We start from the raw sequence: 24,962 nt of genomic DNA, 5'->3' as shown, positions 1-24,962 counted from the left end.
TTATGGTAGATCTGCGTAATTAATTGTTTCTTGTGCTACTACAACATTATCTACTTCGATGCGATACGCCCCTTGTGCACCTTCCACAATTTCTAACTGAAGTCGTCTTGTTGCGTCTTCCGTGATTGTAAATTCTTCAATCGGTTCTGCTAAAGTTCGCGTGCGGTCCTGTACAAAAATTCGAACAGACTGCTCTACCTGCTCTTGACCTTCTTCTACTTCATACGGGATTTCAATGGACACGATATATAATTTGGTAGCTGCCGCTGCCGGCCCGTCTGAAATAACAACTGCTACTTCACTACCTGGCTTTAACATAGTTCCCGGTTCAGGGCTTTGTCGTATGACTTCACCTGCGGGTACTTCGGATGAATTTTCACGGGCAGACGAGTTAATGACAAACCCTGAAGACGCCGCGTAATCTTCAAGAGCTCGAGCATTGTAACCGCGTAAATCTAAAAGTTCTCGCGTTTCAGGTCCTTTACTAACAGTTAAAATCAACTCTGTTTCTAGTGCGTTGACTTCTTCACCAGCTTCAGGCTGTTGTGCAATAATCGTTCCAATAGGTTCATCCGAAAACTCTTCGTTTTCTGTAACTGATTGGAAGGAGTCGGCAACAAGCGGTCGAACTTGCTCGATACTTCTTCCTACATAATCATTTACTTTAATCGTTTCGGGTCCTTGCGATACATACAAATTGATTTCCGTTTCAGGATCACGCATTCTACCAGCCTCAGGAGTTGTGCGGATCACTTGTCCTTCTTCCACTTCTTCTGAATACTGTTCGCGTACTTCTCCAATAACAAATCCAGTGGCTTCGAGTTCTTCCGTTGCCTCTTCAAGTGTCATCCCTACAACATCCGGCACCTCAATTTTCGCAGGGCGGAACATACCAGGAAAAGCGAGTACAACAATTAACCCTATTAACAGTAACGCACCAATAATCAGAGCAATAATTTTACCCTTTTTCGATTTTTTCTTCACAGGAGCAGGAGCCGGATCAACTTTTGGTTTCCGGTCTTCTAGTTTACGCGTTTCTTGGATTTCATCGAGCGGAATCGGCTGTTTAATGACAGGCATCACTTTTGTCGCATCGTCATCCACACTCGGTACATACTTTGGTTCATTTAAATAGTCCGTATCCAAAGAACGTGCAATATGCGCATGCATCTCTTTTACAGAGACGTATCGGTCTTCAGGTTTTTTTGCTGTAGCTCGAAGGACTACGTTTTCTAAACTTTGGGGAATCGCTGCATTGATTGCTCGAACAGAAGGTGTCTCTGCTTGTAAGTGCTTGAGTGCAATCGAAACTGCTGACTCCCCTTTAAACGGAAGTTGACCTGTTAATAATTCGAATAATACAATTCCTAATGCGTAGATGTCGGACTTACGAGTTGCTGTGCCACCACGCGCTTGTTCAGGCGACAAATAGTGAACAGTACCTAAAACTGAATTCGTTTGGGTAAAGGATGTCGCAGATAACGCCATCGCAATTCCAAAATCCGTCACTTTGACATTGCCCTCTTCATCTAACAAGATATTTTGAGGTTTGATGTCACGGTGCACAATATGGTGCTCATGTGCATGTTCAATCGCTGATAACAGCTGCTTCATAATCGTCACTGCTTTTGCGGGTTGCACAGGCGCATTGTCAGCTATGTATTCTTTTAATGTTTGTCCTTTTACGTGTTCCATTACAATGTAATGGATATCCCCGTCCTCGCCTACATCATAGATTGTGACGATATTGTCGTGTGTCAGTGATGTGACAGAAAGGGCTTCCCGTTGAAATCGTCTGTGTAGGTCCTCTTCGTTTGAGAAGTCATAACGCAATATTTTAATGGCAACGTCTCGATCTAAAATCATATCGTGTGCTTGGTAGACATTGGACATGCCACCCCCGCCGATATGTTTCTCTAGTTTATAACGTCCACTTATCCGTTTTCCGATTAACATCGTTACTCACCTACCTTCAGGTGACTAAGAATGAGTGAGATGTTGTCCTCTCCACCCTGGTCGTTGGCTAGTGTGACAAGTGTATCCGCTTTTGCTGTAAGAGTGGCTTCAGTTTGAAGGACATGAACGATTTGTTCGGATGACAGCATATTGCTCAATCCGTCAGAACACATAAGAACATACTCCCCTTCACGCATTGTCACAGTTAAAATATCAGGATCTATAGAAATCTCTGTCCCAATCGCTTTCATCAGCATATTCTTTCTAGGATGTGTTTTCGCCTGCTCTTCATCAATCTCTCCCGAATCGAGCAAAACATTGACGTAGGAATGATCTTTCGTCAATGGATGGATTTCCCCTTTAGAATAGAGATACACGCGACTGTCTCCAATATGTGCAAACGTGACTTTTCTATCTTGGAACACTGCAGCAATCAGTGTTGTACCCATTCCTTTGCATGCAGGATCCGATTCAGCTATAGTGCTTATTCGGTCATTTGCACCCTCATAGGCTTCTGTTAACCATTTAGAAACATGTGTCTCCTCACTTTCAACTTGTAGAGAAGACTTCTGAAAGCGGTCTACTAAAAACCTTACTGCCAGTTCACTAGCAACATCCCCGGCATTGTGACCACCCATTCCATCAGCAAGTACTGCTAACGTCATACCTTTAGATTTTTCGAAGACTTGCAAATAGTCTTCATTGATTGCACGCTTTTTACCTACATCCGTGCGATGAACAAATTCCATTTTGTCACCCCTTGATTATGCTTTTTGAAGAGCTACTACATAAAATCCATCGCCGTCTGGATATGGAAGTACTTGATGACCTACTTTCGCAGCGCCATGCGGAAGAGCAGTAAATACATCCGGAAGAGAGAGTTCTTGCATATCTTGATGCAATTGTAAAAAAGCATCAATCACTTCATCGTTCTCAGTTGGTTCAATCGTACATGTGCTATAGACCAGTATGCCACCAGGCGATAAAAGAGAGTAGGCTTCATTTAAAATAGCAAGTTGGATCGTAGCTAATCGTTCTGCATCTTGTGGTTTTTTTGCATATTTCATATCTGGCTTGCGACGAATGACACCATATCCACTACACGGTGCATCCACTAAAATACGATCAAATTGCTTTTGCTCTAAAACTTCTTGCGCTTGTCTTGCATCCGCCGCAACCGTCGAAATGTGTGTAAAACCAAGACGCTCGGCATTCTCATGAATGTACTTTAATTTATTCTCGTGAAGATCAAGTGCTGTAATATGACCCGTATTGGCAAGAAGTTGCGCAATATGTGTGGTTTTCCCACCAGGTGCTGCACACATATCAAGAACCGACATACCCTTTTCAAGTTGGAGTGCATGTGCTGGCATCATCGAACTCTCGTCTTGAATCGTAAACTGACCCGATGCGAAAAGTGCTGACGTCGCTGCTGTTTTCCCAGCAACATGCAAGCTTTCTGGCAAGATTCCTTTTCGTACAGTAAACCCTTCTGACTCGAGCGCTTGAATTGCGTCATCAATTGAAATTTTCATCGTGTTGACACGAATAGTCTGAGGAGGTGCGACATTGTTTTGGCGTGCAATTTGTTCTGTTTTTTCAAAACCAAATGCTTGGATCCAATTTTCTAGCATCCACTCTGGGTGACTAGTTTCAATAGACAAACGTTCTAATGGGTCTTTAATCGAATCAAAACTTGGCGCACCTTCACGAAGAAATGCACGCAACACACCATTCACTAAACCTGAAACACCTTTGTGTCCGTGATACTTAGCGAGTTGAACAGCTTCATTTACTACTGCGTGGTTCGGAATACGATCCAGGTAGTGAATCTGGTAAACGGCCATGCGCAATACCCACTGAACCCAGTTTTCTAGTTTTCCTTTGATAAAAGGAGCCAGGAAAAAATCGAGTGTCATTTTGTGTTGCAACGTCCCATACGTAAGTTCTGTCATAAGACCTTTATCAATACCTGCAATTTTGTGTTGATTCATATGTTTTGTGAGCAACAAATTACTATACGCTTGATTTTTATCGACATCCATTAGAACAAATAGAGCTGCGTCCCTAGGGTTGCCTAGTTGTTTTCGCTTCATTTAAATTGATCTCCTAATTTGTATAGCTGCCCAACACCTCGTAAGAATTCGTCAACAGCTAATTTTTTCTTTCCTGCAGGTTGTACTTCAAGTAGTTCCAATGCTTGTCCGTCTCCTGTCTGTACAACAAAACGGCCTGTAGTATCAATGATTTCACCTGGCACAGCATGCGAGTTTCCGTTCACTTCACGTGCAGACCAAATTTTAAAACTTGCCTCATCAAACGTCGTGTACGCCCCTGGCCACGGATTCAAACCACGAATTTGGTTGAAAACCTCCCGAGCAGGCTTTGCCCAATCGATTCGTTCTTGTTCGCGTGAGATGTTTCGTGCGAACGTTACTTGATCAGGATTTTGAGGTGTTCGTGCGTTCGTTCCAGCAACAATCGATGGAAGTGTTTCCTTTAACAAGGCTGTACCTGCTGCACTGAGCTTGTCAAAGAGCGTTCCTGTAGTGTCTTGTTCTGTAATGGGAACTTCTACTTGTGAGATAATATCTCCTGCATCTAGTTTCTTCACCATATACATGATAGTGACACCCGTTTTCTCTTCCCCGTCTAGAACCGCTTGATGAATCGGTGCACCGCCGCGATATTTTGGTAGTAAAGATGCGTGGACATTGATGGCGCCTAATTGAGGAAGTGTTAGCACCTCTTCAGACAATAATTGACCAAATGCTGCTGTCACGATCAAATCTGGATTTAATTCTTGCAGTCTTTTTAATTCCGCACTGCCTGTTAACTTTTCAGGTTGTAGCACTTCGATTTCGTGACGAAGCGCTTCTTCTTTAACCGGTGGTGGCGTCAACACTTTTTTTCGCCCAACCGGACGATCAGGTTGTGTGACAACTGCTAAAACGTTGTAGCCCTCTTCAACCAACATACGAAGAACGGGTACAGAAAATGCGGGTGTCCCCATAAATACGATGGACGTCATTGTTCTTCACCTTCCTCCATGAATTCTTCAGGAGAGACATAACGAATAATTTTTGAAGTAAATAAAATACCATTTAAGTGGTCGATTTCATGTTGAATGGCACGTGCTTCATAATCTTCTGCTTCTAATTCATACAAATTGCCGTCACGGTCTTCCGCTTCAACTTTTACATAATACGGTCGTTCTACTTCTCCGTACAATCCCGGGAAGCTTAGGCAGCCTTCTACTTCAACTTCTTTACCACCAATAGCGACAACTTGTGGGTTGATCATTTCAATGACTTCTTGGCCTTCTCCCATATCTACAATGGCTATGCGTTTTGATACTCCGATCTGCGGAGCTGCAAGGCCGATACCATCTGCTGCCACCATAGTTTCATACATATCATCAAGCAATTTGCCTAGTTCTTCATTAAACTCTGTGACATCTGCTGCCGGAGTCGTCAAAATATCATTGGGATGTTCAACTATATTTAATACTGTCATTCTTCGTTCCTCATTTCTATACAATCGTAGATGGGTGTAAATCTATGCTGATTCGCACCCCTTGCTTTTCCCATTGCGTTCGGGAAAGCTTTAATAACTGATGAAGCGCAGTCGTTAAGTTTGGCTCTCGCTTATATTTAATCATGCATTGATAACGGTACCGCTCTTGTATGCGGCTGATTGCAGAAGCAGTCGGACCTATTACAGCGGTTGATTGCGAAAGGTTTTCTCGCAACCACTCGGCCGTCTTACCCGCATAGTCTGCAGTCGTTAAGACATCTGGATGACTGATTTGAATATGGGTCAAATAATAAAACGGAGGGTATTGATAAGCTTTTCTCATTTGCATCTCTTGCGTGTAAAAGCCCAAATAATCATGTGTCTGGGCATTGACGAGTGCATAATGTTCCGGATCATATGTTTGGACGATGACGTGGCCTTTTTTCTCATGTCTACCAGCTCGACCACTCACTTGCGTAATCAACTGGAACGTTTTTTCGGCCGCCCGAAAATCCGCAAGATGCAAAGAAGTATCGGCATTTAACACACCCACTAAAGTCACTTCCGGAAAATCTAATCCCTTTGCAATCATTTGTGTACCTAATAGAATATCCGCCTGTCGTTGTCCAAAGTGATGCAGGATTCGTTCATGTGCACCTTTCGTACGCGTTGTGTCAACATCCATTCGCAGCGTTCGGGCTTCTGGAAATAGCTTTGTAATCTCTTCTTCTACTTTTTGAGTACCTGTGCCAAAAAATCGAATGTGCTCACTTTCGCAATGGGGGCACTGGGTGGGAACTAGTTCTTCATATCCACAATAGTGACATCTTAAAGCTTCGCCCATCCTGTGATAGGTCAAGGAAATATCACAGTTCGGACATTGCACTGTCGTTCCACAATCGCGGCACAATACAAAAGATGAGAAGCCTCGTTTGTTTAAAAATAAAACAATCTGCTCTTTTTTTGCTAATCGATCTCGAATCGCATCAATCAATTCCATGCTGAACATGGAGCGATTTCCACCCTTTAGTTGTTCCCGCATATCAATTAAATCAACAGGTGGTAAAGCTTTAGCATTCGCTCGACTCGGGAGCTCAAGCAGTGTATAGACTCCTTTTTTTGCACGAGCATAGGATTCGATGGAAGGTGTCGCACTTCCTAAAATCACAGGACAATTTGTAAACTGCGCGCGCCATTTTGCGACTTCTCGTGCATGGTAGCGCGGAGAATCTTCTTGTTTGTAAGAGGACTCATGTTCTTCATCGAGTATCAGTAACCCTACGTTTTCAAACGGTGCAAAAATGGCTGAACGCGCCCCTACTACTACTCGCACTTCTCGGCGATGAATTTTACGCCACTCGTCGTACTTTTCTCCGACAGAAAGACCACTATGCATCACTGCGACTTGATTCCCAAATCGCATTTTGAAACGCGTAACCATCTGTGGTGTAAGAGCAATTTCTGGCACAAGCATAATGGCTTCTTTTCCAAGAGCAAGTGCTTCTTCAATCGCATGTAAATAGATTTCTGTTTTCCCGCTACCCGTAATCCCGTGCAAAAGGAATGTTTCACTTTTTTGATTTTGTTGCGCACGGTTGATCGTCTCAAGAACTTCTTTTTGAGCCTCTGTAAGTGTGACCACTTTATCAATTGATGTATCTGCAAGTAATTCGATTTCACGGTACACTTCTTGTTTAGATTTTTTTAAAATCTTCTTTTCAACGAGCGCATCTAGTACAGGCGTCGTCACTTGGACATGTTTTTGAATGTCTACTATGGTGAAAGATTTTGAATTTGTCTCTAAAATCCAATCTACAACTTGTTGTTGCTTCTTCGCTTGACCAGAAAGCTCAATCGATGCATCGATGACGTGATAGACCGTTTGTAGTTTTGGTTTCGCTTTTTGACGAATTCGAGTTTCTATCGTGGCATTTCCCGTATCGAGGTGGACTTTCAGTTCTTGTATCAAGTGTTGTTTTTCAAGTGATGCGAAATCAACTTCTAGATCTTTGGACAATAAATTTTGAAAAGGCTCGGATAAAACTGAAGCATTTTCAACCTTAACAAGTTTTGTGTAATTCGCTCGGAGAGCTGCAGGAATCATTACTTGGAGCGCATCGTTATAGAAACACAACGTATCATCTTTTAGCCATTTACCAAGCTCGAGCATTTCTGCTGTCAATACCGGTTCAATATCAACTACTGATTCAATAGGCTTCAATTTTTTTTCATCAAGTTCTGTTTCATCTGACGTTGAAATGACAAACCCCTGCACTTTACGAGGTCCAAAAGGAATGTGCACACGAATACCTGGATGAATAAAACTTTCGAGTTGGGCAGGCACGTGATAATCAAACGGCCGGTCGATTGCCGCTGTAGAAACATCTACAATGACCTGTGCAATCACGAGCGCCATCCCTCCTGCTCAGCAACAAACTGTAGCAATTCAAGTGCAAGTTGTTGTTTCGGTAGGAATGGAAAATCTGATTTTCCTGATTTTGAAAACACAGTTACTTTATTTGTATCTGTGCCAAATCCAACACCTTGTTGCGTGACATCATTGGCTATAATATAATCGGCATTCTTTTTCACACGTTTTTTCTCCGCATACGCTTCAACATCATTCGTTTCTGCTGCAAAACCAATGACGACTTGGTTCGATTTGATCGAGCCCATATGCGCCAGAATATCAGTCGTGCGCTCCATCTCCAGTACTGTATCGCCATCTTGTTTCTTAATTTTCTGGTCTGCTTGAAGTTTCGGTTTATAATCGGCAACTGCTGCCGTTTTAATAAGGATATCTGTAGATGCAAAACGTGTCTCCACTTCACGTAACATGTCCGCTGCACTTTCAACATCAACACGCGTTACTCCGGTTGGCGTTTCTAATGTTACTGGCCCTGCAATCAATGTCACTTCTGCCCCAAGGTCTGCTGCTGCACGGGCCATCGCAAAGCCCATCTTGCCTGTTGAGAAGTTTGATACGTAGCGTACTGGGTCAATTCGTTCACGCGTAGGCCCAGCCGTTACTACGACTGACTTCCCTTTTAAGGGCATTGATTTTTGTTTACGATTCATGATGAGCTCTGTAATTTTTTCTGGCTCTTCTAAACGCCCTTTTCCGACGTATCCGCATGCAAGATATCCTTCAGAAGGCTCGATAAAGCGAACGCCGCGTTTATGGAGGGTATCAATATTTTGAAGTACTGCAGGATGACTATACATATGGACATTCATCGCAGGTGCCATCCATACTTCTTTTGTCGTTGCAAGAAGTGTTGTAGTGATCATGTCGTCAGCAATACCGTTTGCGTACTTGCCGATGACATTTGCAGTTGCCGGCGCAACTACAACTAAATCTGCCCAGTCTGCTAAATCAATATGAGCAATGACACGTGAATCTTTTTCATCAAATGTGTCAAAATAGACGTCATTGCGGGACATCGCTTGAAACGAAAGTGGTTGGACAAATTCCATTGCTGATTGTGACATAATGACACGTACATCTGCACCCGCTTGTGTAAGTTTACTAACAAGCGCAATTGCTTTGTAAACCGCGATCCCACCTGTCACACAGAGTAAAATTTTTGTTGACCCAGTCATTCGAAAATCCCCTTTTATACAGAATGACCTCCCAAAGACAATCTTTGGGAGGTAGGTTTTATACTTCGTCTTCGTATACTACATTTTGGTCGGCGACTTCATTGATTAATACGCCTGTAGCGATTTCCTCAAGTGCTTTGCCAACGTTTTTATCAGAAACATACTTTACTAAACGCATGTTTTTCTCTTCTTGCATCTGGCGTGCACGCTTGGAAGCGATACTCACCAATGAGTACTTAGAATCAACTTTTTTCTTTAACGAATCCACTGATGGATATAACATTTAGAGTTCTCCTTTCAACATGGCCTTGTAGCGTTGCTCTACACGCTCACGCTTACAATGCTCAGCTGTCACAATCGCATTAATTTTATCACATGCACGCTCGACTTGATCATTTTCAACAACATAGTCGTACAAATCCATCATCGCAAGTTCTTCACGTGCTGCTGCAATTCGTGCTTGAATCACATCGTCCGTTTCCGTTCCTCTTCCGACTAATCGACTCTCTAGCTCCGACAAGCTAGGTGGTGCTAGAAAAATAAAGAGCGCATCTGGTGCTTTTTCTCGGACGAGCTTGGCACCCTGCACTTCAATTTCTAAAAACACATCGCGACCTGCGTCTAACGTGGCATTCACGTAATCAAGAGGCGTACCGTAATAATTGCCAACATAATTGGCATATTCAAGGAGTCTTCCTTGTTCAATCAATTCTTCAAACTGCTCTTTCGATTTAAAAAAATAATCAACACCGTCTACTTCGCCTTCGCGCGCTTTCCGTGTTGTCATAGAAATCGAATATTCATAATTTGTTTCTGGGGTGGAAAAGAGCTCTTTTCGCACCGTTCCTTTACCGACGCCAGAGGGACCGGAGAGAACAATTAAGATGCCGCGTTCTTTGTACATAATGACTCCTTCACATTCAACATACTTACTTGATTATAGCACATCATGTTAGAATAGAACAAAACGTTTTGAAAGAGGAACTAAAATGGCATTTGACGGATTATTTACAGCAGCAGTAAATCAAGAACTTCAACAGCTTAGAACAGGAAGAATCTCGCGCGTTCATCAGCCGAACACCCAAGAACTGATGCTTCATATCCGTGCAGGCGGCCAAAACCATAAATTATTATTTTCAATCCATCCTTCCTATGCTCGTGTTCACTTGACGTATGAATCGATTGATAACCCTCCAACTCCACCGCTCTTTTGTATGATGATGCGTAAACACATCGAAGGTGGCTTCATTGAAAAAGTCGAGCAGATTGAAGCGGATCGGATCATTCAATTCACGATTCGAAGTAAAGATGAAATTGGAGACGATACTAGCCGCATTCTCATCATGGAAATTATGGGGCGTCACAGCAACTTAACACTTGTAAACGGTGATACATCAAAAATCATTGAGACGATGAAGCACCTTCCTCCTTCGATGAATTCGTATCGCACGATGATGCCCGGACAGGACTATATTTATCCACCAAAGCAAGACAAAGAAAATCCATTTACTTTAGCGAACTCTGCAGAACTACCTGCAAGTGCAGAAGAGTGGATGGCAAATTTTCAAGGAGTTGCGAAACTTCATGCGACAGAACTCGCTTCTCGAGATGGCCAAGACGCGTACGACTTTTTAATGAGCTTTATGCGCGGTGGCGATCAACCCGGTAGTACGGAAGTTGGCGGCAAAACCGTGTTTTCTGCATCCCCTCTCCTTCATTTAGAAACAGAGTGGATGCCTGCTGCGACATTGGGTCACTTGTTAGACCGTGTGTATTATCAAAAAGCAGAGCGTGACCGTGTGAAACAACAAGCTGGAGACTTAGAGCGCTGGTTGGTAAATGAGCGTAAAAAACTGACAACAAAAAAGAAAAAACTTCAAGCAGATCTAACACGCGCAGAGAACCTGCAAGAAGATCAGAAAAAAGGCGAACTGTTGATGGGGAATTTGCATGCCATCACCAAAGGGATGAAAGAGATTTCGGTTATCGATTATTACGATGAGAATCAAGGGACCATTGTCATCGCATTAAATCCAAAAAAGACTCCCTCTCAAAATGCCCAAAATTACTTCCATCGATACACGAAAGCAAAAACAGCTTTACAAGAGGTACGGGCACAGATGGATAAAACCGATAGTGAGTTGATTTATCTTGATGAAGTGATGCGCCAACTAGAACAAGCATCGCCCTCTGATATTGAAGAAATTCGTGAAGAGCTAATGGATCAAGGGTATTTGAAGAAACGCGCGAAAGCAAAAGCTAAAAAAGAAAGTAAGCCGAAACCTGAAGCCTATATTTCGTCAGACGGGACGGCGATTTCTGTGGGTAAGAACAATAAGCAGAATGATTTCTTGACGTTTAAGCTTGCGAAACGGACTGATACTTGGCTACACACGAAAGACATACCAGGCTCACATGTAGTCATTCACGCGGAGTCGCCATCCGAAGAAACGATTCACGAAGCAGCGGTACTAGCTGCGTATTTCAGTAAAGCACGTGACTCATCCTCTGTCCCAGTTGATTTCACGGAGATTCGCCATGTCAAGAAACCAAATGGATCGAAGCCTGGCTTTGTGATTTATTTTGAGCAGAAGACAGTATTTGTGACGCCTGACCAAGAGGTTGTACGGTCGTTGCAGAAATAAGAGCTATGACTCAATAAAAAGAGGCAGGGACATAACTCAGTTAATTCCACAAATGAAGTTAAAGATAACAAAATGAAAAGTGTGTAGGGGTGACTCCAGCGGGATTATAAGCGGAAGCTGAGACCGAGGCTCAGCCCGCGCCCGCGGAACGCTTCCCCTACACCCAATAGAACATACAAAAAGGGAGTTTCTCATGACGAGAAACTCCCTTTGCTGGGTTTTGTCACAGCCTCTTTGATTTTCACTTTAAACTATTTCTCTTCAACTCTGTATGCCAAGATTCAATAAACGTCCGGTCTTCCGCTGATAAAGAAGTATCTTCCATCAATAAATCGTTTAGGGTAGTCAATGAGTAAGCAGGAACACCTACTTGTTCAAATGCTTCAGTAGCTTTTGGTAAATCGTACGAGAAAATACTGACGACACCAAGGACGTCCGCTCCTTCTTTTCTTAATGCGTCAACAGCCGTAATACTACTGCCACCTGTTGAAATCAAATCCTCGACGACTACTACTTTTTGCCCGCTCACAAGTTTCCCTTCTATTTGATTTCCTCGACCGTGCTCTTTTGCTTTTGAGCGAACGTAGACCATCGGCAATTGAAGGTTCGTACTTACCCATGCTGCATGTGGAATTCCAGCAGTTGCCGTACCTGCCACCACTTCGCATTTAGGAAAATGGGTCTCTATTAAAGTAGACAGTTCACTTGCAACTTGTTCACGCAATTTCGGATACCCCATCAGCAACCGGTTATCACAATAAATTGGCGACTGGATGCCAGAAGCCCACGTGAACAAAGGCTCTGTTGATAGTTGTACTGCGCGTGCTTCCAATAAAGCTTGTGCCGCTTTTGTCTTCATTCTTCATGACCCCATTCTTTTAAAATTTGATGATAGACAGCAACTGGGTCTGCAGCTGCCGTAATTGCTCGACCTACTACTATGTGCGTAGAACCTATCTTTCTTGCATCAGTTGGTGTAGCGATTCGCTTTTGATCATGAAGGTCGCCACCAGCTAAGCGGATACCCGGGGTGACTTTGTAAAAACTTTCGCCTAAAGTGTCACGAAGAATGTTCGCTTCATGCACAGAACAAACGACACCGTCTAGGCCAGCTTGTTGCGTTATCGTCGCATAGTGCACAACAGATTCTTCAAGTGATGTTTGAATCAATTGCTCTTGTTGCATTTGGCCCTCTGTCGTCGATGTGAGTTGCGTAACAGCAATCAACTTCGCCATATCTCCCTGAGATCCTTCTGCCAAACCCTCTTTCGCAGCCTTCATCATGGCAATACCTCCTGCTGCGTGGACATTGACCATATCAACACCAAGAGTAGCTAGCCCCTTCATCGCCTTATGAACTGTTGTTGGAATGTCATGTAACTTTAAGTCAAGAAAAATTGAATGACCGTCTTCTTTAAGTGAACGAATCACGTCTGGTCCATTTTGAAGATAATATTCCATGCCGACTTTTACATAGAGCTGTTCGTTGAATCTTCCTAAAAACGATTCAACATCTTGTTGAGTTGCGAAATCGAGCGCCACAATTGGTTTTGTCATCGATGGGACCTCCCACTAATTTCTTCGACCGATGAGTAGCCAAGACTATGTAAAGCTTCTGGCAATTCGTCGATGAGTGTTGGGCAGACAAATGGGTCGACAAAATTTGCGGTACCGACTGCTACTGCTGATGCACCAACCGATAAGAAGTCGATAACATCTTGTGTCGTCTGCACACCGCCCATACCAATGATTGGAATCGATACGTGTGGATACACCTCATGAATCATTCGAAGCGCAACAGGTTTGATAGCAGGACCAGAAAGTCCTCCCGTTTTATTTGCAAGTATAGGTTTACCAGTCTTTTCATCTAGTCGCATGCCGAGAAGTGTGTTGATCATTGTCAGACCATCCGCACCCGCTGCTTCGACTGCTGTAGCAATCGATACAATATTTGTGACGTTTGGAGAGAGCTTCACATAGACTGGAACCTCTGAAACGTCTTTTACAGCCCGCGTTAAAGATGCTGCAATCTCTGGATCCGTCCCAAATGCAATTCCACCACATTTCACATTCGGGCAAGAAATATTCAGTTCAAGCGCATGGACATTTGACGCTTTTGAAATTTCTCGAGCCACGGCTACATAATCCTCTACTTCGGAGCCAGCGACATTGGCAATAATCGGCACGTCATGCTGCTCAAGCCACGGCAATTCATGAGCTAAAACATGCTCTAGACCTGGATTTTGAAGTCCGATAGCGTTTAACATCCCAGAAGATGTCTCCGCAACGCGGGGTGTCGGATTACCGAACCGACTTTCTTCAGTTGTAGCTTTGATCATAATCGCACCTAAAACAGCTAGGTCATAAAACTTCGCGTATTCTTGACCAAATCCGAAACAACCAGATGCCGGCATGATCGGATTGCGTAAATCAAGACCTGGTAATTTTATTGCAAGTGAATTCACGCAATCACCCCCGCTTGAAATACTGGTCCGTCTGAACAGACTTTCACATAGCTACCTTGTCCTTCAGTCGTCGGGCATACGCAAGCAAAACAAGCACCAATACCGCACCCCATGCGCTGTTCGTAGGATAAAAATCCCGGAATATTCGGCAGCGCCTTCTCGACTGCTTTTAGCATCGGATGTGGTCCACAGCTATAATAAATGCTCGGTACATCTTGCAAGAGTGCCATTTGATCCGTTACATACCCTGGTAGTCCATGCGTACCGTCTACTGTCGTAATAAATGTGTCTCCAAGTTCTCTAAATCGCTGTTCGTAGAATACATCTTTTTCAGATTGGAAACCCAGTATAATCGTTAGCTGGACTCCCGACTCTTTCAATCGTTTGGCAAGTTCATAGAGTGGAGGAACACCAATTCCCCCACCAATGAGCCATGCGTGCTCTTCGGGAGACGCGACGACCGGAAAGCCATTTCCTAGTGGTCCCATCACATCAATCGTATCTCCTGAACGTTTTGCTGCAAGCAACTCTGTGCCTCTGCCATCTACTCGAAAAATCATTGTAAACTCTAGAATGTCTTGATCAATCGAACAGATACTGATTGGACGGCGCAAAAGAGGTTCTGCGTGATCTGCAACCCGGATGTGTACGAATTGGCCAGGTGTTTGCATCGCAATCGTCTGTTGTCCAATCACCGTCATCTCGTATACGCGATCTGCAATTTCTTTATTTCGTACAACCTCCATCAAGCCGGTTCGAATCATCGGCGCACCTCCATTGGATTCATCGTTTCTGTTGTAAATGTCATCGATTCCATCACGCGCAAAATCGCTTCTGCTGTATCCAGTGATGTAAGAATAGGTACTCCATTTTCTACTGCTTCACGGCGGATACGGAATCCGTCACGAGCAGGTTGTTTTCCTTTTGTCAGCGTGTTGACGACGAACTGCGCTTTTCCTGACTGAATCACATCAACAAGTGTTTCACCTGAATCCCCAATTTTGTTGACACTTTGTACAGGTATACCTTGTTCTTCGAAAGCACGTGCTGTACCCTCAGTCGCTAAAACGCGGAAGCCAATTGCGTGGAATCGCTTTGCGAGATTTGCTGCTTCTTGCTTGTCCTTATTCGCTACAGTCATCAAAACTGTCCCATAAGGTTGTAATTCGAGACCAGCAGCGACAAGTCCTTTATATAATGCTTTTTCAAGTGTACGATCTTTACCGAGCACCTCTCCTGTTGACTTCATTTCAGGTCCGAGCGTCGTATCCACACGGCGTAATTTTGCGAAGCTGAAGACAGGAACTTTTACATAGACGCCTTCTTGGTTTGGAGCAAGTCCAGGTGTATACCCCATTTCGACGAGCTTTTCTCCTAAGATAGCTTTTGTTGCTAAGTTTGCCATTGGGATTCCCGTGATTTTACTTAAGAAAGGTACAGTTCGGCTTGCGCGTGGGTTCACTTCTAGCACGTAGATTTCATCGCGTGAAATGACATATTGGATATTTAGTAACCCAACTGTTTTCAATGCTTTTGCTAACCGTGTTGTATAATCGACCAGTTGCTCGATATGACGCGCTGATAAATTTTGCGGAGGATAGACAGCTATTGAATCTCCTGAGTGAACGCCTGCACGTTCAATGTGTTCCATGATGCCTGGAATAACGACCGAATCACCGTCTGATATCGCATCGACTTCAATCTCTGTACCTGTGAGATAACGGTCGACAAGCACCGGATGTTCCGGACTCGCTTCAACTGCGTGCTCCATGTAATGCGTTAGTTCCTCTTCGTTGTAAACAATCTCCATCGCGCGGCCACCGAGTACATAGGAAGGGCGAACGAGAACCGGGAAGCCGATTTCTCTAGCATTTGCTAGCGCTTGATCAACAGACACGGCTGTCTTTCCTTCCGGTTGTGGAATACCGATCTCACGTAGAAGAGCTTCGAACTTATCACGGTTCTCTGCGCGGTCTAAGTCTTCTAAACTCGTTCCGAGAATTTTCACGCCTCGAGCCTCTAAGCCAGCTGCTAAATTGATGGCTGTTTGTCCGCCAAACTGAACGATGACACCTTCTGGTTGCTCAAGTTCCACGATGTGCATGACGTCTTCTAGTGTCAACGGTTCGAAATAAAGCTTGTCGGAAATTGAGAAGTCGGTCGAAACCGTTTCTGGATTGTTGTTCACAATAATGGCTTCATACCCTGCTTCTTTAATAGCCCATACAGAGTGAACCGTCGCATAGTCAAATTCAACCCCTTGCCCGATGCGAATCGGACCAGAACCTAGCACCATGACGCTCTTTTTATCACTACGGATGGATTCGTTTTGTTGCTCATATGTGCCGTAAAAATACGGCGTTTCCGATTCAAACTCCCCTGCACATGTATCTACCATTTTGTAGACCGGGAACATTTTTTCAGTCTTGCGTAAATCGTACACTTGTTGTTCAGTCCAATTCCAGAATTTTGCGATTGTTACATCTGCAAATCCCATGCGTTTTGCTCGGTAGAGAACGTCTAGATCGCCTATTTGCTCTTTAATTGTTGTTTCGAAATCAACAATGCCTTTTAATTTATTCAAGAAGAAGAAATCGATTTGACTCCACTCGTGAATGTCTTCGACAGTCATGCCGCGGCGAAGTGCTTCTCCAATGAAGAATAGACGCTCATCTCCAGCACGCTTGATTCGTTTAACAATCCATTCGTCCGTGATACGATCTGCATGCTTCATTTCAAGATGCATGTGACCCGTTTCTAAAGAACGAATTGATTTTAAAATCGCTTCTTCAAAAGAGCGACCAAGTGACATAACCTCACCTGTAGCTTTCATCTGTGTTCCAAGGTTACGCTTTGCTGACTCGAACTTATCAAACGGCCAGCGTGGAATCTTGGCGACGATATAATCGAGTGCTGGCTCAAAGCATGCAAACGTCTTGCCCGTTACTGGGTTCATCATCTCATCAAGTGTGAGACCGACTGCGATTTTTGCAGCAAGTTTTGCAATCGGATAACCCGTTGCCTTTGATGCAAGTGCCGATGAGCGACTGACACGCGGATTCACTTCAATGATGTAGTATTGAAAGCTGTGCGGATCGAGTGCTAACTGAACGTTACATCCCCCTTCAATTTTCAAGGCGCGAATAATTTTTAGTGACACATTACGAAGCATTTGATTTTCGCGGTCTGTCAATGTTTGAGTGGGGGCTACAACAATGGAGTCACCCGTGTGAATCCCGACTGGATCAAAATTTTCCATGTTGCAGACAACGATTGCGTTATCTGCAGAATCACGCATTACTTCGTACTCAATTTCTTTGAATCCTGCAATTGATTTTTCAAGTAGGCACTGGGTTACAGGGCTGTACTTCAAACCACTTGTCACGATTTCCGCAAGTTCTTGGTCGTTGTGACAGATTCCTCCACCCGTACCACCGAGTGTGAACGCTGGACGGACAATGACTGGATATCCGATGTGTGCTACGAATGCTTGTGCTTCTGCAAGGTTGTGAATAATCGTACTTTCCGGTACTGGTTCTCCAAGTTCATTCATTAAGCTTCGGAACAAGTCGCGGTCTTCAGCTTGATGAATTGCATCAAGCTTGGTGCCTAAAATCTCCACATTCAATTCATCAAGAATTCCCGATGCGTGGAGTTCAATCGCCATGTTCAAGCCTGTCTGGCCTCCGAGTGTTGGAAGCAGGGCATCTGGACGTTCTTTGCGAATGATGCTTGATACAAACTCGAGAGTTAAAGGCTCCATGTATACTTTATCTGCCATCTCTGTGTCTGTCATGATGGTCGCTGGGTTTGAATTGACTAAGATGACACGGTAGCCTTCTTCACGAAGTGCGATACAGGCTTGCGTACCTGCGTAATCAAATTCTGCTGCTTGTCCGATTACAATTGGACCGGATCCGATGACTAAGATGGTTTTGATATCGTGGCGTTTAGGCATGTTGTTTCCCCGCTTTCGTCATAAGTGAAATGAATTGATCAAATAAATGGACGGAATCCTCTGGGCCTGCGGAACCTTCTGGATGGAATTGGACGCAGTACACTGGGTAGTGCTTGTGGCGAACGCCTTCGACCGTTTGATCGTTTAATGCGATATGTGTCAGCTCTAGGTCTGTATTTTCAAGTGATTTTAAGTCGATCGCGTAGCCATGATTTTGAGAAGTAAGTTCCGTGCGACCTGTCGTCAAATCTTTTACTGGATGGTTAGCACCGCGGTGCCCAAATTTTAATTTAAAGCTTGTTGCCCCGCTTGCTAGCGAGATCAGTTGGTGACCGAGACAAACGCCAAACATCGGTACTTCCGGAATTAGTTTTCTCACAGTTTCAATAGCTTCTGGAATATCTGTTGGGTCTCCAGGACCGTTTGATAACATCACGCCGTCTGGCTGCATCGCAAGAATTTCTTCAGCAGATGTAGTATATGGCACGATGGTTACGTCACAATCGCGCTTATTCAATTCGCGAAGTAGACCGTGCTTCATACCAAAGTCCATCATGACAACGCGGCACCCGCGGCCCGGACTTGGATATGGGCGTTGTGTTGACACACGAGATACTTCATCGTGCGGAAGAGACCATGCATTTAACTCCGCTACAACGTTTTCAACATCTGGCTGTTCACCCGCAGCTGTCAACTTTCCTCGAAGTGAGCCGTGTGTTCGAAGAAGTTTTGTTAGCATGCGAGTATCAATACCAGAAATTCCTGGTACATTGCGTTGCTCCATTAACTCTCCGAACGTTCGATTTGAGCGGAAGTTCGAAGGTTGTTCTGTCCATTCACGCACAACGACTCCAGCAAGTGTGATGGCCATCGCTTCAAAATCTTCTGGATTGATTCCGTAGTTACCTATCAGTGGATACGTCAGTGTTAAGATCTGTGCACAGTTAGACGGGTCTGAGATGAATTCTTGATACCCTGTCATTCCCGTTGTGAAAATCACCTCACCTGTACTCTCGTTTTGTGAACCAAAAGCCGTACCTTCAAATACTGTGCCATCTTCTAAGATCAAATAACGTTTCATTGGTTTTCCCTCCAGATACAGTTTCCATCAAACCATGTTTCTACTGGCCAGCCCTTACATGCCCAGTCACCAAAAGGTGTGTTTGTGCTTTTCGAGACAAATGTTGTCGGGTCAATTTGTTTTTCATCATGTAAATTGATTAGTGTAAATTCGGCAGGTTTTCCTAGTTCGAGTGTTCCGAACGGAAGACCAAACACTTCTGCAGGCTTCGATGTAAAATAACTTACAAGTTGCTGCAAAGACCATTTTCCTGATTCTACAAAATGCGTATAGAGAAGCGGGAACGCGGTTTCAAGTCCGACGATACCGAACGGTGCTTTTTCAAAACCGTGTGATTTCTCTTCAGCCGTGTGTGGTGCGTGGTCCGTAGCGATGAAGTCCAGTGTCCCGTCTTCTAGACCCTCAATCAAGGCTAATTTATCTGCATGAGCACGCAAGGGTGGATTCATTTTCCACTCTGCATTATTTTCAGGAATATCGTCTTCACAGAGCAAAAGGTGGTGTGGTGATACTTCAGCGGTCACGTGAATTCCCGCACGCTTTGCATCCCGTATGACGCGCACAGACTCTTTCGTGCTGACGTGGCAAACGTGGTAATGTGCACCTGTCGCTTCAGCGAGCAATATGTCACGTGCAATGTGGACTGCTTCAGATGCCGATAAAATGCCTGGAAGGCCGAGCTCTTTGTTTTTGGTACCTTCGTGCATGACACCACCAAACAATAAGCTGTTGTCTTCACAGTGCGCAACGACTGAAATTCCCTCTTTTGCTGCTTGTTTCATTGCTTCATACATCATCCCAGCGGTTTGAACACCTACGCCGTCATCCGTTAGAGCAAAAGCTCCTGATTCCTTCAACCGTTTCGCATCGGTCAGTTCTTTGCCCGTTTCGCGAATCGTGATAGATCCGTATGGAAGTACACGCACATGCGCAGTTTCTTTGATACGATTCATCAACGAACTCATCGTTTCTTCTGTGTCGGGAACTGGGCGTGTGTTTGGCATTGCACAGATTGTTGTAAACCCGCCTTTTGCCGCTGCTAGTGTCCCTGTTTCAATCGTTTCTTTGTGTTCTCCGCCTGGTTCACGTAGGTGGACGTGCACATCAATCAATCCTGGAAGGAGCAGTGCGCCGTTTCCATCAACTGTTTCATCTACATGTCCACTGTTGTTAAAGGATACTAGCTTCCCGTCTTCTATTAACAAATCTGTTGGAATCAAATCCCCCTGATCTGTTAAGCGTTGTAAGTTCGTATAAAGTCGTTTCATTCCGCTTCCTCCTTTAATAAAAACTCTAGTATAGCCATTCGCATGTAAACACCGTTTTTCATTTGCTCAAAGATTCGTGACTTGTCACCTTCTACCACAGCGTCAGCAATTTCGACTCCTCTATTAAAAGGTGCAGGATGTAAAACGATTGCGTTGTCTTTCATCGCAGCCATCCGTGCTTCAGTGAGACCATATTCTTCGTGATACTGTTTTTTTGTGAACGACTGTGTGCCATCATGGCGTTCATGTTGGACCCGAAGAAGCATGATCACATCACTTGTTTCAATCGCCTCGTCTAAGCTAAACAAGACTTGAAACTCTGCCTGCCACTCGGGCGGGCTGACAAATTGGATTTGTGCGCCAAGTTTTGATAACACGTGAACATTTGAACGTGCGACTCGACTATGCGCCAGGTCCCCAACGATTGTCACCGTTTTTCCTTCTAATGTTTCAAACTCCTCAAGCATTGTCATCAAATCTAGTAAACTCTGGGTCGGGTGATTTCCTGTCCCATCTCCTCCGTTGATAATCACTGGTTTGACTTGATCAATGATTGGCTCGTAGTAGTTGTTTTCTGGATGCCGGATAACAAGCACATCCACACCAATCGCCTCAAGTGTCTTCACTGTATCGTAGAGTGATTCTCCTTTTGTCGCACTTGAAAATCCCGCTTCAAAGGGTAGGACCGTCAATCCGAGTTTTCGTTCAGCCATTTCAAAACTCATCTTGGTGCGGGTACTTGGTTCAAAAAACAAGTTTGCAGCAACCAATCCGTCCTTTACTTGTGGAGGACTTCCTGCCTTTAATTGTCGTGCTCGTTTGACAAGATAGAGCAGTTCGTCTGTTGTCAGGTGTTCGATAGATGTCAATGCGCGCATGTTTTCTCTCCCTTTCCTATAAAAAAACCCTTTCCGGTGTGGGAAAGGGTATGTGGAAAGACACGCAGTCTACAGACCCGTGGTTCTTCCCGTCCCTTTCTCACCTCTCGGATGAAATTAAAAGGTTATGATTCAGTTTTGGGTGGTGATTTTGGTAAGAGTAGATTCAATAGTACACCTACGATTGAAGCGAGTGCCATTCCTTCAATATGGAAGACCTCTGAAAACTTCACCATTGCTCCGCCGATTCCGATGATCAAGATGACCGATGAAATGATTAAGTTACGTGAATCGCCGAAGTCTACTTGACTCTCCACCAACATTCTTAGTCCAGAAGAAGCAATGATCCCAAACAACAGAATGGATATTCCACCAAGTACCGGTGCTGGAATTGTGTCAATGACGGCCATCAACTGTCCTAAAAAGCTAAAGATGATTGCGAATACTGCTGCGAGAAGAATTACGGCTACACTAAACACACGCGTCAGGGCAAGGACTCCAATATTTTCACCGTATGTCGTCTTTGGTGGTCCCCCGATCAGCGCACTTACAAAAGTCCCGAGCCCATCTCCAATCAGTGAACGATGCAAACCTGGATTTTCGATATAATTGCGATTGACAATTTTCCCTAAAACCAACTGATGACCAATATGTTCCGAGATAGTTACGATTGAAATCGGCACCATGATCCACAAGAGTTGAGAGGTGATAGTAAATTCATAATCAATCCCTGGTAGTAAGAATTCAGGCACTTGAAAGAATTTTGCTGACTTTACTACTGTGAAGTCGACAATTCCGATGATGACGGAATAGATGTATCCTACGATAATTCCTATAATTACTGGCATCAGAGCAAGCAAACCACGGAAGAAAAGCTGTACGATAATCGCTGTAGCTAGTGTCACTAATGCTGCCGAAAAATGCAGCATACTGTAGGTATCGCGGAGACCATCTCCGTTTGTATCGATGTTCATGGCCATGTCCACAGCTACAGGTGCCAGCGCGAGTCCAATGACCATAATTACCGGTCCGACAACAATCGGTGGTAACACTTTCATTATCCACTGATGACCTGTTTTCCAGATAACAAGTGCCGTTAGCGCATAGACAAGGGATACGAACATCGCACCAATCATCGCACTGCCAATACCACCTGTAGATGTTGCGAGTAAAATGGGTGCTATGAAGGCAAACGAAGAACCAAGATAGGCTGGCACTTGAAAACGTGTTACAAGAATAAAGATGATTGTTGCAATTCCGCTTGTCAGTAGTGCGATTGCTGGACTAAGGCCCACAAGCTTTGGCACCAGGATTGTTGCGCCAAACATCGCAAACATATGTTGCAGGCTTAACACTATCCATTTGTGAAGTACTGGTCGTTCATGAATCCCAATTTCTTTTGACACCGTAGTTCCTCTTTTCTATTCCGTGATAAGTACGCGGTCTTCTTGGTCACTTTCTATCATTCGAACGACGATGCGTTCTTCACTTGAAGTGGGGATGTTCTTTCCAACATAATCTGCCCGTATCGGCAGCTCACGATGACCTCGGTCAACAAGAACAGCCAGCTGAATTTGAGAGGGTCTACCAACATCCATAATGGCATCCATTGCTGCGCGAACTGTACGGCCAGTATAGAGAACATCATCGACTAAGATGATTTTTTTATTTGTCACATCATGTTGAATATCTACTTGTTTCACGAGCGGTTGTTGATCATCCGTTTTCACGGTGAGGTCATCTCTATACAATGTGATATCAAGTTCGCCTGTTTGAATGTCTTTCCCTTCAATGGCTGCGATGCGCTCTGCAAGTCGCTTAGCAATGAATGCACCTCGTGTTTTGATTCCAACAAGTACGCAGTCATCTATTCCTTTATTGCGTTCAATGATCTCATGAGCGATGCGAGTTAAAGCGCGCCGTATCGCTTGGTCATCGAGTAAAACTGCTTTTTCCATGTCGTTTTTCCTCCTTTTTGGGTACAAAAAAACCTCTTAAGCAGCGCTTAAGAGGTTGACTATGCATAGCAAAATGTATCAAATGACAGAAAACCGCAGTTTTCATGTGCATTTGAAGCCGTATGCCTTTTCAGCCTCTCTGGACTGTCTTTAAAGGACCCTTATTTAGTTATCTTAGTCAGTGTACACTACAAAGTGACAGATGGCTAGTTTTTCTTTAATTCAGATAATAATTGTTCAAATGGTTCTGGTAGTGGCACTTCAAACTCCAAGTACTCGCCAGAACTAGGATGGATAAAGCCTAAAACTCCTGCATGAAGCGCTTGACCACCGATATCCATTGTTTTCTTCTGTCCGTATTTTGGGTCTCCTACAAGTGGGTGCCCGATAAATTTCATGTGCACTCGGATTTGATGTGTACGTCCAGTCTCTAATCGGCACTCTACTAACGTATATGCGCCAAAACGTTCTCTTACTTCAAAGTGGGTCACAGCGTGCTTCCCTTTATCGACTACATTCATACTCTGACGATCTCGCGTATCACGTCCAATTGGTGCGTCTACTGTTCCTTTGTCATGTGCAATATGACCATGCACAAGTGCTGTATATTTGCGTGTAACGGATTTTGCTACCAATTGATCAACGAGTGATTGGTGAGCTTTGTCATTTTTTGCAACCATGAGTAGTCCACTTGTGTCTTTGTCAATACGGTGGACGATTCCAGGACGCATAATACCATTGATTCCAGATAAATCCTTGATCTGGTGCATTAAACCGTTAACGAGTGTTCCAGTCAAGTGCCCTGGAGCCGGATGGACGACCATCCCTTTAGGTTTGTTGATGACAGCAACATCTGCATCTTCGTAAACGATTTCGAGTTGTAAATCTTCTGCCTCAATCTCGTATACTTCCGGGTCTGGAATCTTTATGGTAATAACATCACCTTCGGATGCCTTGTAATTTGACTTTACAGCTTCGCCATTGACTAAAATTAATTCTTGTTTCATCAAGTTTTGAATCTGTGTTCGAGACCAATCAGCTTCAACCGGCAACAAAAGCTTATCTAAACGCTCTCTATTTTGTTCTCTTGTAATGATTACTTCGATTTCTTTCATTTCTTCACCTTTTTCTGCTTTCTTTCATCCAAAAGGATAAAAATAAATATAAGGACTACCCCAACTGTAAGTGCTGCATCTGCAACATTGAATATCGGGAAGTCATAGTTGATGAGGGGGATGAGGACATCAACAAAGTCCACTACCTCCCCACGAAACAGTCGGTCAATAAAATTCCCGATTGCGCCGCCTAATAAAACCATCAAGCCAAGTTGGAACAATGGCTGATTTTTTGCATGCGTATGAAAATAGTAAACGATTCCGATCACAACAATGGTTGTAATAATATAAAATATCCACATTTGGCCTTCTAATATCCCCCATGCCGCTCCTCGGTTACGGTGAGATAACAGACCAAGGTATGGGTCAGCAACTGAGATACGTTCGCCAAGCTCCATATTTTTTACGACGAGCCATTTTGTCCATTGGTCAACACCAATGATGATGATTGCGATTAAATAAAAAATCCACACAGTCAAACCCTCCATTTTCATGTAGTTAAGTGTACCACATTTTAAG

General features: G+C 44.0%; 22 protein-coding genes. 1 reads left to right on the top strand and 21 read right to left on the bottom strand.

Annotated elements, in window-relative coordinates:
• From pknB to gmk, 9 genes are read right to left on the bottom strand one after another with little or no spacing between them, the layout of a single operon-like run.
• Nucleotides 1-1,956, bottom strand: a complete 1,956-nt coding sequence (gene pknB, locus JOD03_RS01305) for a Stk1 family PASTA domain-containing Ser/Thr kinase (protein ID WP_204589011.1) — start codon at nucleotides 1,954-1,956, stop codon at nucleotides 1-3.
• Nucleotides 1,957-1,958: 2 nt separating this feature from the next.
• Nucleotides 1,959-2,705, bottom strand: coding sequence for a Stp1/IreP family PP2C-type Ser/Thr phosphatase (locus JOD03_RS01300; protein ID WP_204589010.1), 747 nt, complete (start codon nucleotides 2,703-2,705; stop codon nucleotides 1,959-1,961).
• Between the two features lie 15 nt (nucleotides 2,706-2,720).
• A complete protein-coding gene (gene rsmB / locus JOD03_RS01295; protein WP_204589009.1) occupies nucleotides 2,721-4,052 on the bottom strand; it encodes a 16S rRNA (cytosine(967)-C(5))-methyltransferase RsmB in 1,332 nt (443 codons plus the stop codon).
• Nucleotides 4,049-4,987, bottom strand: a complete 939-nt coding sequence (gene fmt, locus JOD03_RS01290; RefSeq protein WP_204589008.1) for a methionyl-tRNA formyltransferase — start codon at nucleotides 4,985-4,987, stop codon at nucleotides 4,049-4,051. Before fmt ends, rsmB begins: the two co-directional genes overlap by 4 nt.
• On the bottom strand, nucleotides 4,984-5,472 hold the full coding sequence (def, locus tag JOD03_RS01285) for a peptide deformylase (RefSeq protein WP_204589007.1): 489 nt from the start codon (nucleotides 5,470-5,472) through the stop codon (nucleotides 4,984-4,986). The genes fmt and def overlap by 4 nt, the downstream gene beginning before the upstream one ends.
• 16 nt (nucleotides 5,473-5,488) lie before the next feature.
• Entirely contained in the window at nucleotides 5,489-7,888 is a 2,400-nt protein-coding gene (gene priA / locus JOD03_RS01280; RefSeq protein WP_204589006.1) for a primosomal protein N', read from the bottom strand.
• Nucleotides 7,876-9,075 (bottom strand): bifunctional phosphopantothenoylcysteine decarboxylase/phosphopantothenate--cysteine ligase CoaBC, encoded by a 1,200-nt coding sequence (gene coaBC, locus JOD03_RS01275; protein ID WP_204589005.1) that lies wholly within the window; start codon nucleotides 9,073-9,075, stop codon nucleotides 7,876-7,878. Before coaBC ends, priA begins: the two co-directional genes overlap by 13 nt.
• A gap of 58 nt (nucleotides 9,076-9,133) precedes the next feature.
• On the bottom strand, nucleotides 9,134-9,358 hold the full coding sequence (gene rpoZ / locus JOD03_RS01270; RefSeq protein WP_204589004.1) for a DNA-directed RNA polymerase subunit omega: 225 nt from the start codon (nucleotides 9,356-9,358) through the stop codon (nucleotides 9,134-9,136).
• Nucleotides 9,359-9,979 (bottom strand): guanylate kinase, encoded by a 621-nt coding sequence (gene gmk, locus JOD03_RS01265; protein WP_204589003.1) that lies wholly within the window; start codon nucleotides 9,977-9,979, stop codon nucleotides 9,359-9,361.
• Nucleotides 9,980-10,064: 85 nt separating this feature from the next.
• Here gmk and JOD03_RS01260 point away from each other — a divergent pair, with 85 nt between their 5' ends.
• Complete coding sequence (locus JOD03_RS01260; RefSeq protein WP_204589002.1) at nucleotides 10,065-11,720, top strand: Rqc2 family fibronectin-binding protein; 1,656 nt, start codon at nucleotides 10,065-10,067, stop codon at nucleotides 11,718-11,720.
• Nucleotides 11,721-11,961: 241 nt separating this feature from the next.
• Here the strand turns inward: JOD03_RS01260 and pyrE are convergent, their stop codons facing one another.
• From pyrE to lspA, 12 genes are all read right to left on the bottom strand, one after another.
• Nucleotides 11,962-12,579, bottom strand: a complete 618-nt coding sequence (gene pyrE / locus JOD03_RS01255; protein ID WP_204589001.1) for an orotate phosphoribosyltransferase — start codon at nucleotides 12,577-12,579, stop codon at nucleotides 11,962-11,964.
• Nucleotides 12,576-13,277, bottom strand: coding sequence for an orotidine-5'-phosphate decarboxylase (gene pyrF, locus JOD03_RS01250; RefSeq protein ID WP_204589000.1), 702 nt, complete (start codon nucleotides 13,275-13,277; stop codon nucleotides 12,576-12,578). Before pyrF ends, pyrE begins: the two co-directional genes overlap by 4 nt.
• Nucleotides 13,274-14,185, bottom strand: a complete 912-nt coding sequence (locus tag JOD03_RS01245) for a dihydroorotate dehydrogenase (protein WP_204588999.1) — start codon at nucleotides 14,183-14,185, stop codon at nucleotides 13,274-13,276. Before JOD03_RS01245 ends, pyrF begins: the two co-directional genes overlap by 4 nt.
• On the bottom strand, nucleotides 14,182-14,949 hold the full coding sequence (locus JOD03_RS01240) for a dihydroorotate dehydrogenase electron transfer subunit (protein ID WP_204588998.1): 768 nt from the start codon (nucleotides 14,947-14,949) through the stop codon (nucleotides 14,182-14,184). The genes JOD03_RS01245 and JOD03_RS01240 overlap by 4 nt, the downstream gene beginning before the upstream one ends.
• On the bottom strand, nucleotides 14,946-18,143 hold the full coding sequence (carB, locus tag JOD03_RS01235; protein WP_204588997.1) for a carbamoyl-phosphate synthase large subunit: 3,198 nt from the start codon (nucleotides 18,141-18,143) through the stop codon (nucleotides 14,946-14,948). The genes JOD03_RS01240 and carB overlap by 4 nt, the downstream gene beginning before the upstream one ends.
• Nucleotides 18,136-19,224, bottom strand: a complete 1,089-nt coding sequence (locus tag JOD03_RS01230; RefSeq protein WP_204588996.1) for a carbamoyl phosphate synthase small subunit — start codon at nucleotides 19,222-19,224, stop codon at nucleotides 18,136-18,138. Before JOD03_RS01230 ends, carB begins: the two co-directional genes overlap by 8 nt.
• Nucleotides 19,221-20,492, bottom strand: coding sequence for a dihydroorotase (locus JOD03_RS01225; protein WP_204588995.1), 1,272 nt, complete (start codon nucleotides 20,490-20,492; stop codon nucleotides 19,221-19,223). Before JOD03_RS01225 ends, JOD03_RS01230 begins: the two co-directional genes overlap by 4 nt.
• Nucleotides 20,489-21,370, bottom strand: coding sequence for an aspartate carbamoyltransferase catalytic subunit (locus JOD03_RS01220; RefSeq protein ID WP_204588994.1), 882 nt, complete (start codon nucleotides 21,368-21,370; stop codon nucleotides 20,489-20,491). The genes JOD03_RS01225 and JOD03_RS01220 overlap by 4 nt, the downstream gene beginning before the upstream one ends.
• 125 nt (nucleotides 21,371-21,495) lie before the next feature.
• Nucleotides 21,496-22,776 (bottom strand): solute carrier family 23 protein, encoded by a 1,281-nt coding sequence (locus tag JOD03_RS01215; protein WP_204588993.1) that lies wholly within the window; start codon nucleotides 22,774-22,776, stop codon nucleotides 21,496-21,498.
• Nucleotides 22,777-22,791: 15 nt separating this feature from the next.
• Complete coding sequence (pyrR, locus tag JOD03_RS01210) at nucleotides 22,792-23,328, bottom strand: bifunctional pyr operon transcriptional regulator/uracil phosphoribosyltransferase PyrR (protein ID WP_204588992.1); 537 nt, start codon at nucleotides 23,326-23,328, stop codon at nucleotides 22,792-22,794.
• Nucleotides 23,329-23,534: 206 nt separating this feature from the next.
• Nucleotides 23,535-24,443 (bottom strand): RluA family pseudouridine synthase, encoded by a 909-nt coding sequence (locus JOD03_RS01205; RefSeq protein ID WP_204588991.1) that lies wholly within the window; start codon nucleotides 24,441-24,443, stop codon nucleotides 23,535-23,537.
• Nucleotides 24,440-24,931, bottom strand: a complete 492-nt coding sequence (gene lspA, locus JOD03_RS01200; RefSeq protein ID WP_204589368.1) for a signal peptidase II — start codon at nucleotides 24,929-24,931, stop codon at nucleotides 24,440-24,442. The genes JOD03_RS01205 and lspA overlap by 4 nt, the downstream gene beginning before the upstream one ends.
• Nucleotides 24,932-24,962 lie beyond the last annotated feature (31 nt).

Source organism: Chryseomicrobium aureum (assembly GCF_016909155.1).
GTDB classification, from domain to species: domain Bacteria; phylum Bacillota; class Bacilli; order Bacillales_A; family Planococcaceae; genus Chryseomicrobium; species Chryseomicrobium aureum.
The sequence above is the reverse complement of the archived record's forward strand: the minus strand, read 5'-3'. Positions and strand labels throughout refer to the sequence as shown.

What these genes read in the sequence shown, in the direction of transcription:
- pknB (WP_204589011.1), bottom strand. Translation starts at nt 1,956, where the DNA reads ATGTTAATCGGAAAACGGATAAGTGGACGTTATAAACTAGAGAAACAT.
- JOD03_RS01300 (WP_204589010.1), bottom strand. Translation starts at nt 2,705, where the DNA reads ATGGAATTTGTTCATCGCACGGATGTAGGTAAAAAGCGTGCAATCAAT.
- rsmB (WP_204589009.1), bottom strand. Translation starts at nt 4,052, where the DNA reads ATGAAGCGAAAACAACTAGGCAACCCTAGGGACGCAGCTCTATTTGTT.
- fmt (WP_204589008.1), bottom strand. Translation starts at nt 4,987, where the DNA reads ATGACGTCCATCGTATTTATGGGGACACCCGCATTTTCTGTACCCGTT.
- def (WP_204589007.1), bottom strand. Translation starts at nt 5,472, where the DNA reads ATGACAGTATTAAATATAGTTGAACATCCCAATGATATTTTGACGACT.
- priA (WP_204589006.1), bottom strand. Translation starts at nt 7,888, where the DNA reads ATGGCGCTCGTGATTGCACAGGTCATTGTAGATGTTTCTACAGCGGCA.
- coaBC (WP_204589005.1), bottom strand. Translation starts at nt 9,075, where the DNA reads ATGACTGGGTCAACAAAAATTTTACTCTGTGTGACAGGTGGGATCGCG.
- rpoZ (WP_204589004.1), bottom strand. Translation starts at nt 9,358, where the DNA reads ATGTTATATCCATCAGTGGATTCGTTAAAGAAAAAAGTTGATTCTAAG.
- gmk (WP_204589003.1), bottom strand. Translation starts at nt 9,979, where the DNA reads ATGTACAAAGAACGCGGCATCTTAATTGTTCTCTCCGGTCCCTCTGGC.
- JOD03_RS01260 (WP_204589002.1), top strand. Translation starts at nt 10,065, where the DNA reads ATGGCATTTGACGGATTATTTACAGCAGCAGTAAATCAAGAACTTCAA.
- pyrE (WP_204589001.1), bottom strand. Translation starts at nt 12,579, where the DNA reads ATGAAGACAAAAGCGGCACAAGCTTTATTGGAAGCACGCGCAGTACAA.
- pyrF (WP_204589000.1), bottom strand. Translation starts at nt 13,277, where the DNA reads ATGACAAAACCAATTGTGGCGCTCGATTTCGCAACTCAACAAGATGTT.
- JOD03_RS01240 (WP_204588998.1), bottom strand. Translation starts at nt 14,949, where the DNA reads ATGATTCGAACCGGCTTGATGGAGGTTGTACGAAATAAAGAAATTGCA.
- carB (WP_204588997.1), bottom strand. Translation starts at nt 18,143, where the DNA reads ATGCCTAAACGCCACGATATCAAAACCATCTTAGTCATCGGATCCGGT.
- JOD03_RS01230 (WP_204588996.1), bottom strand. Translation starts at nt 19,224, where the DNA reads ATGAAACGTTATTTGATCTTAGAAGATGGCACAGTATTTGAAGGTACG.
- JOD03_RS01225 (WP_204588995.1), bottom strand. Translation starts at nt 20,492, where the DNA reads ATGAAACGACTTTATACGAACTTACAACGCTTAACAGATCAGGGGGAT.
- JOD03_RS01220 (WP_204588994.1), bottom strand. Translation starts at nt 21,370, where the DNA reads ATGCGCGCATTGACATCTATCGAACACCTGACAACAGACGAACTGCTC.
- pyrR (WP_204588992.1), bottom strand. Translation starts at nt 23,328, where the DNA reads ATGGAAAAAGCAGTTTTACTCGATGACCAAGCGATACGGCGCGCTTTA.
- JOD03_RS01205 (WP_204588991.1), bottom strand. Translation starts at nt 24,443, where the DNA reads ATGAAAGAAATCGAAGTAATCATTACAAGAGAACAAAATAGAGAGCGT.
- lspA (WP_204589368.1), bottom strand. Translation starts at nt 24,931, where the DNA reads ATGGAGGGTTTGACTGTGTGGATTTTTTATTTAATCGCAATCATCATC.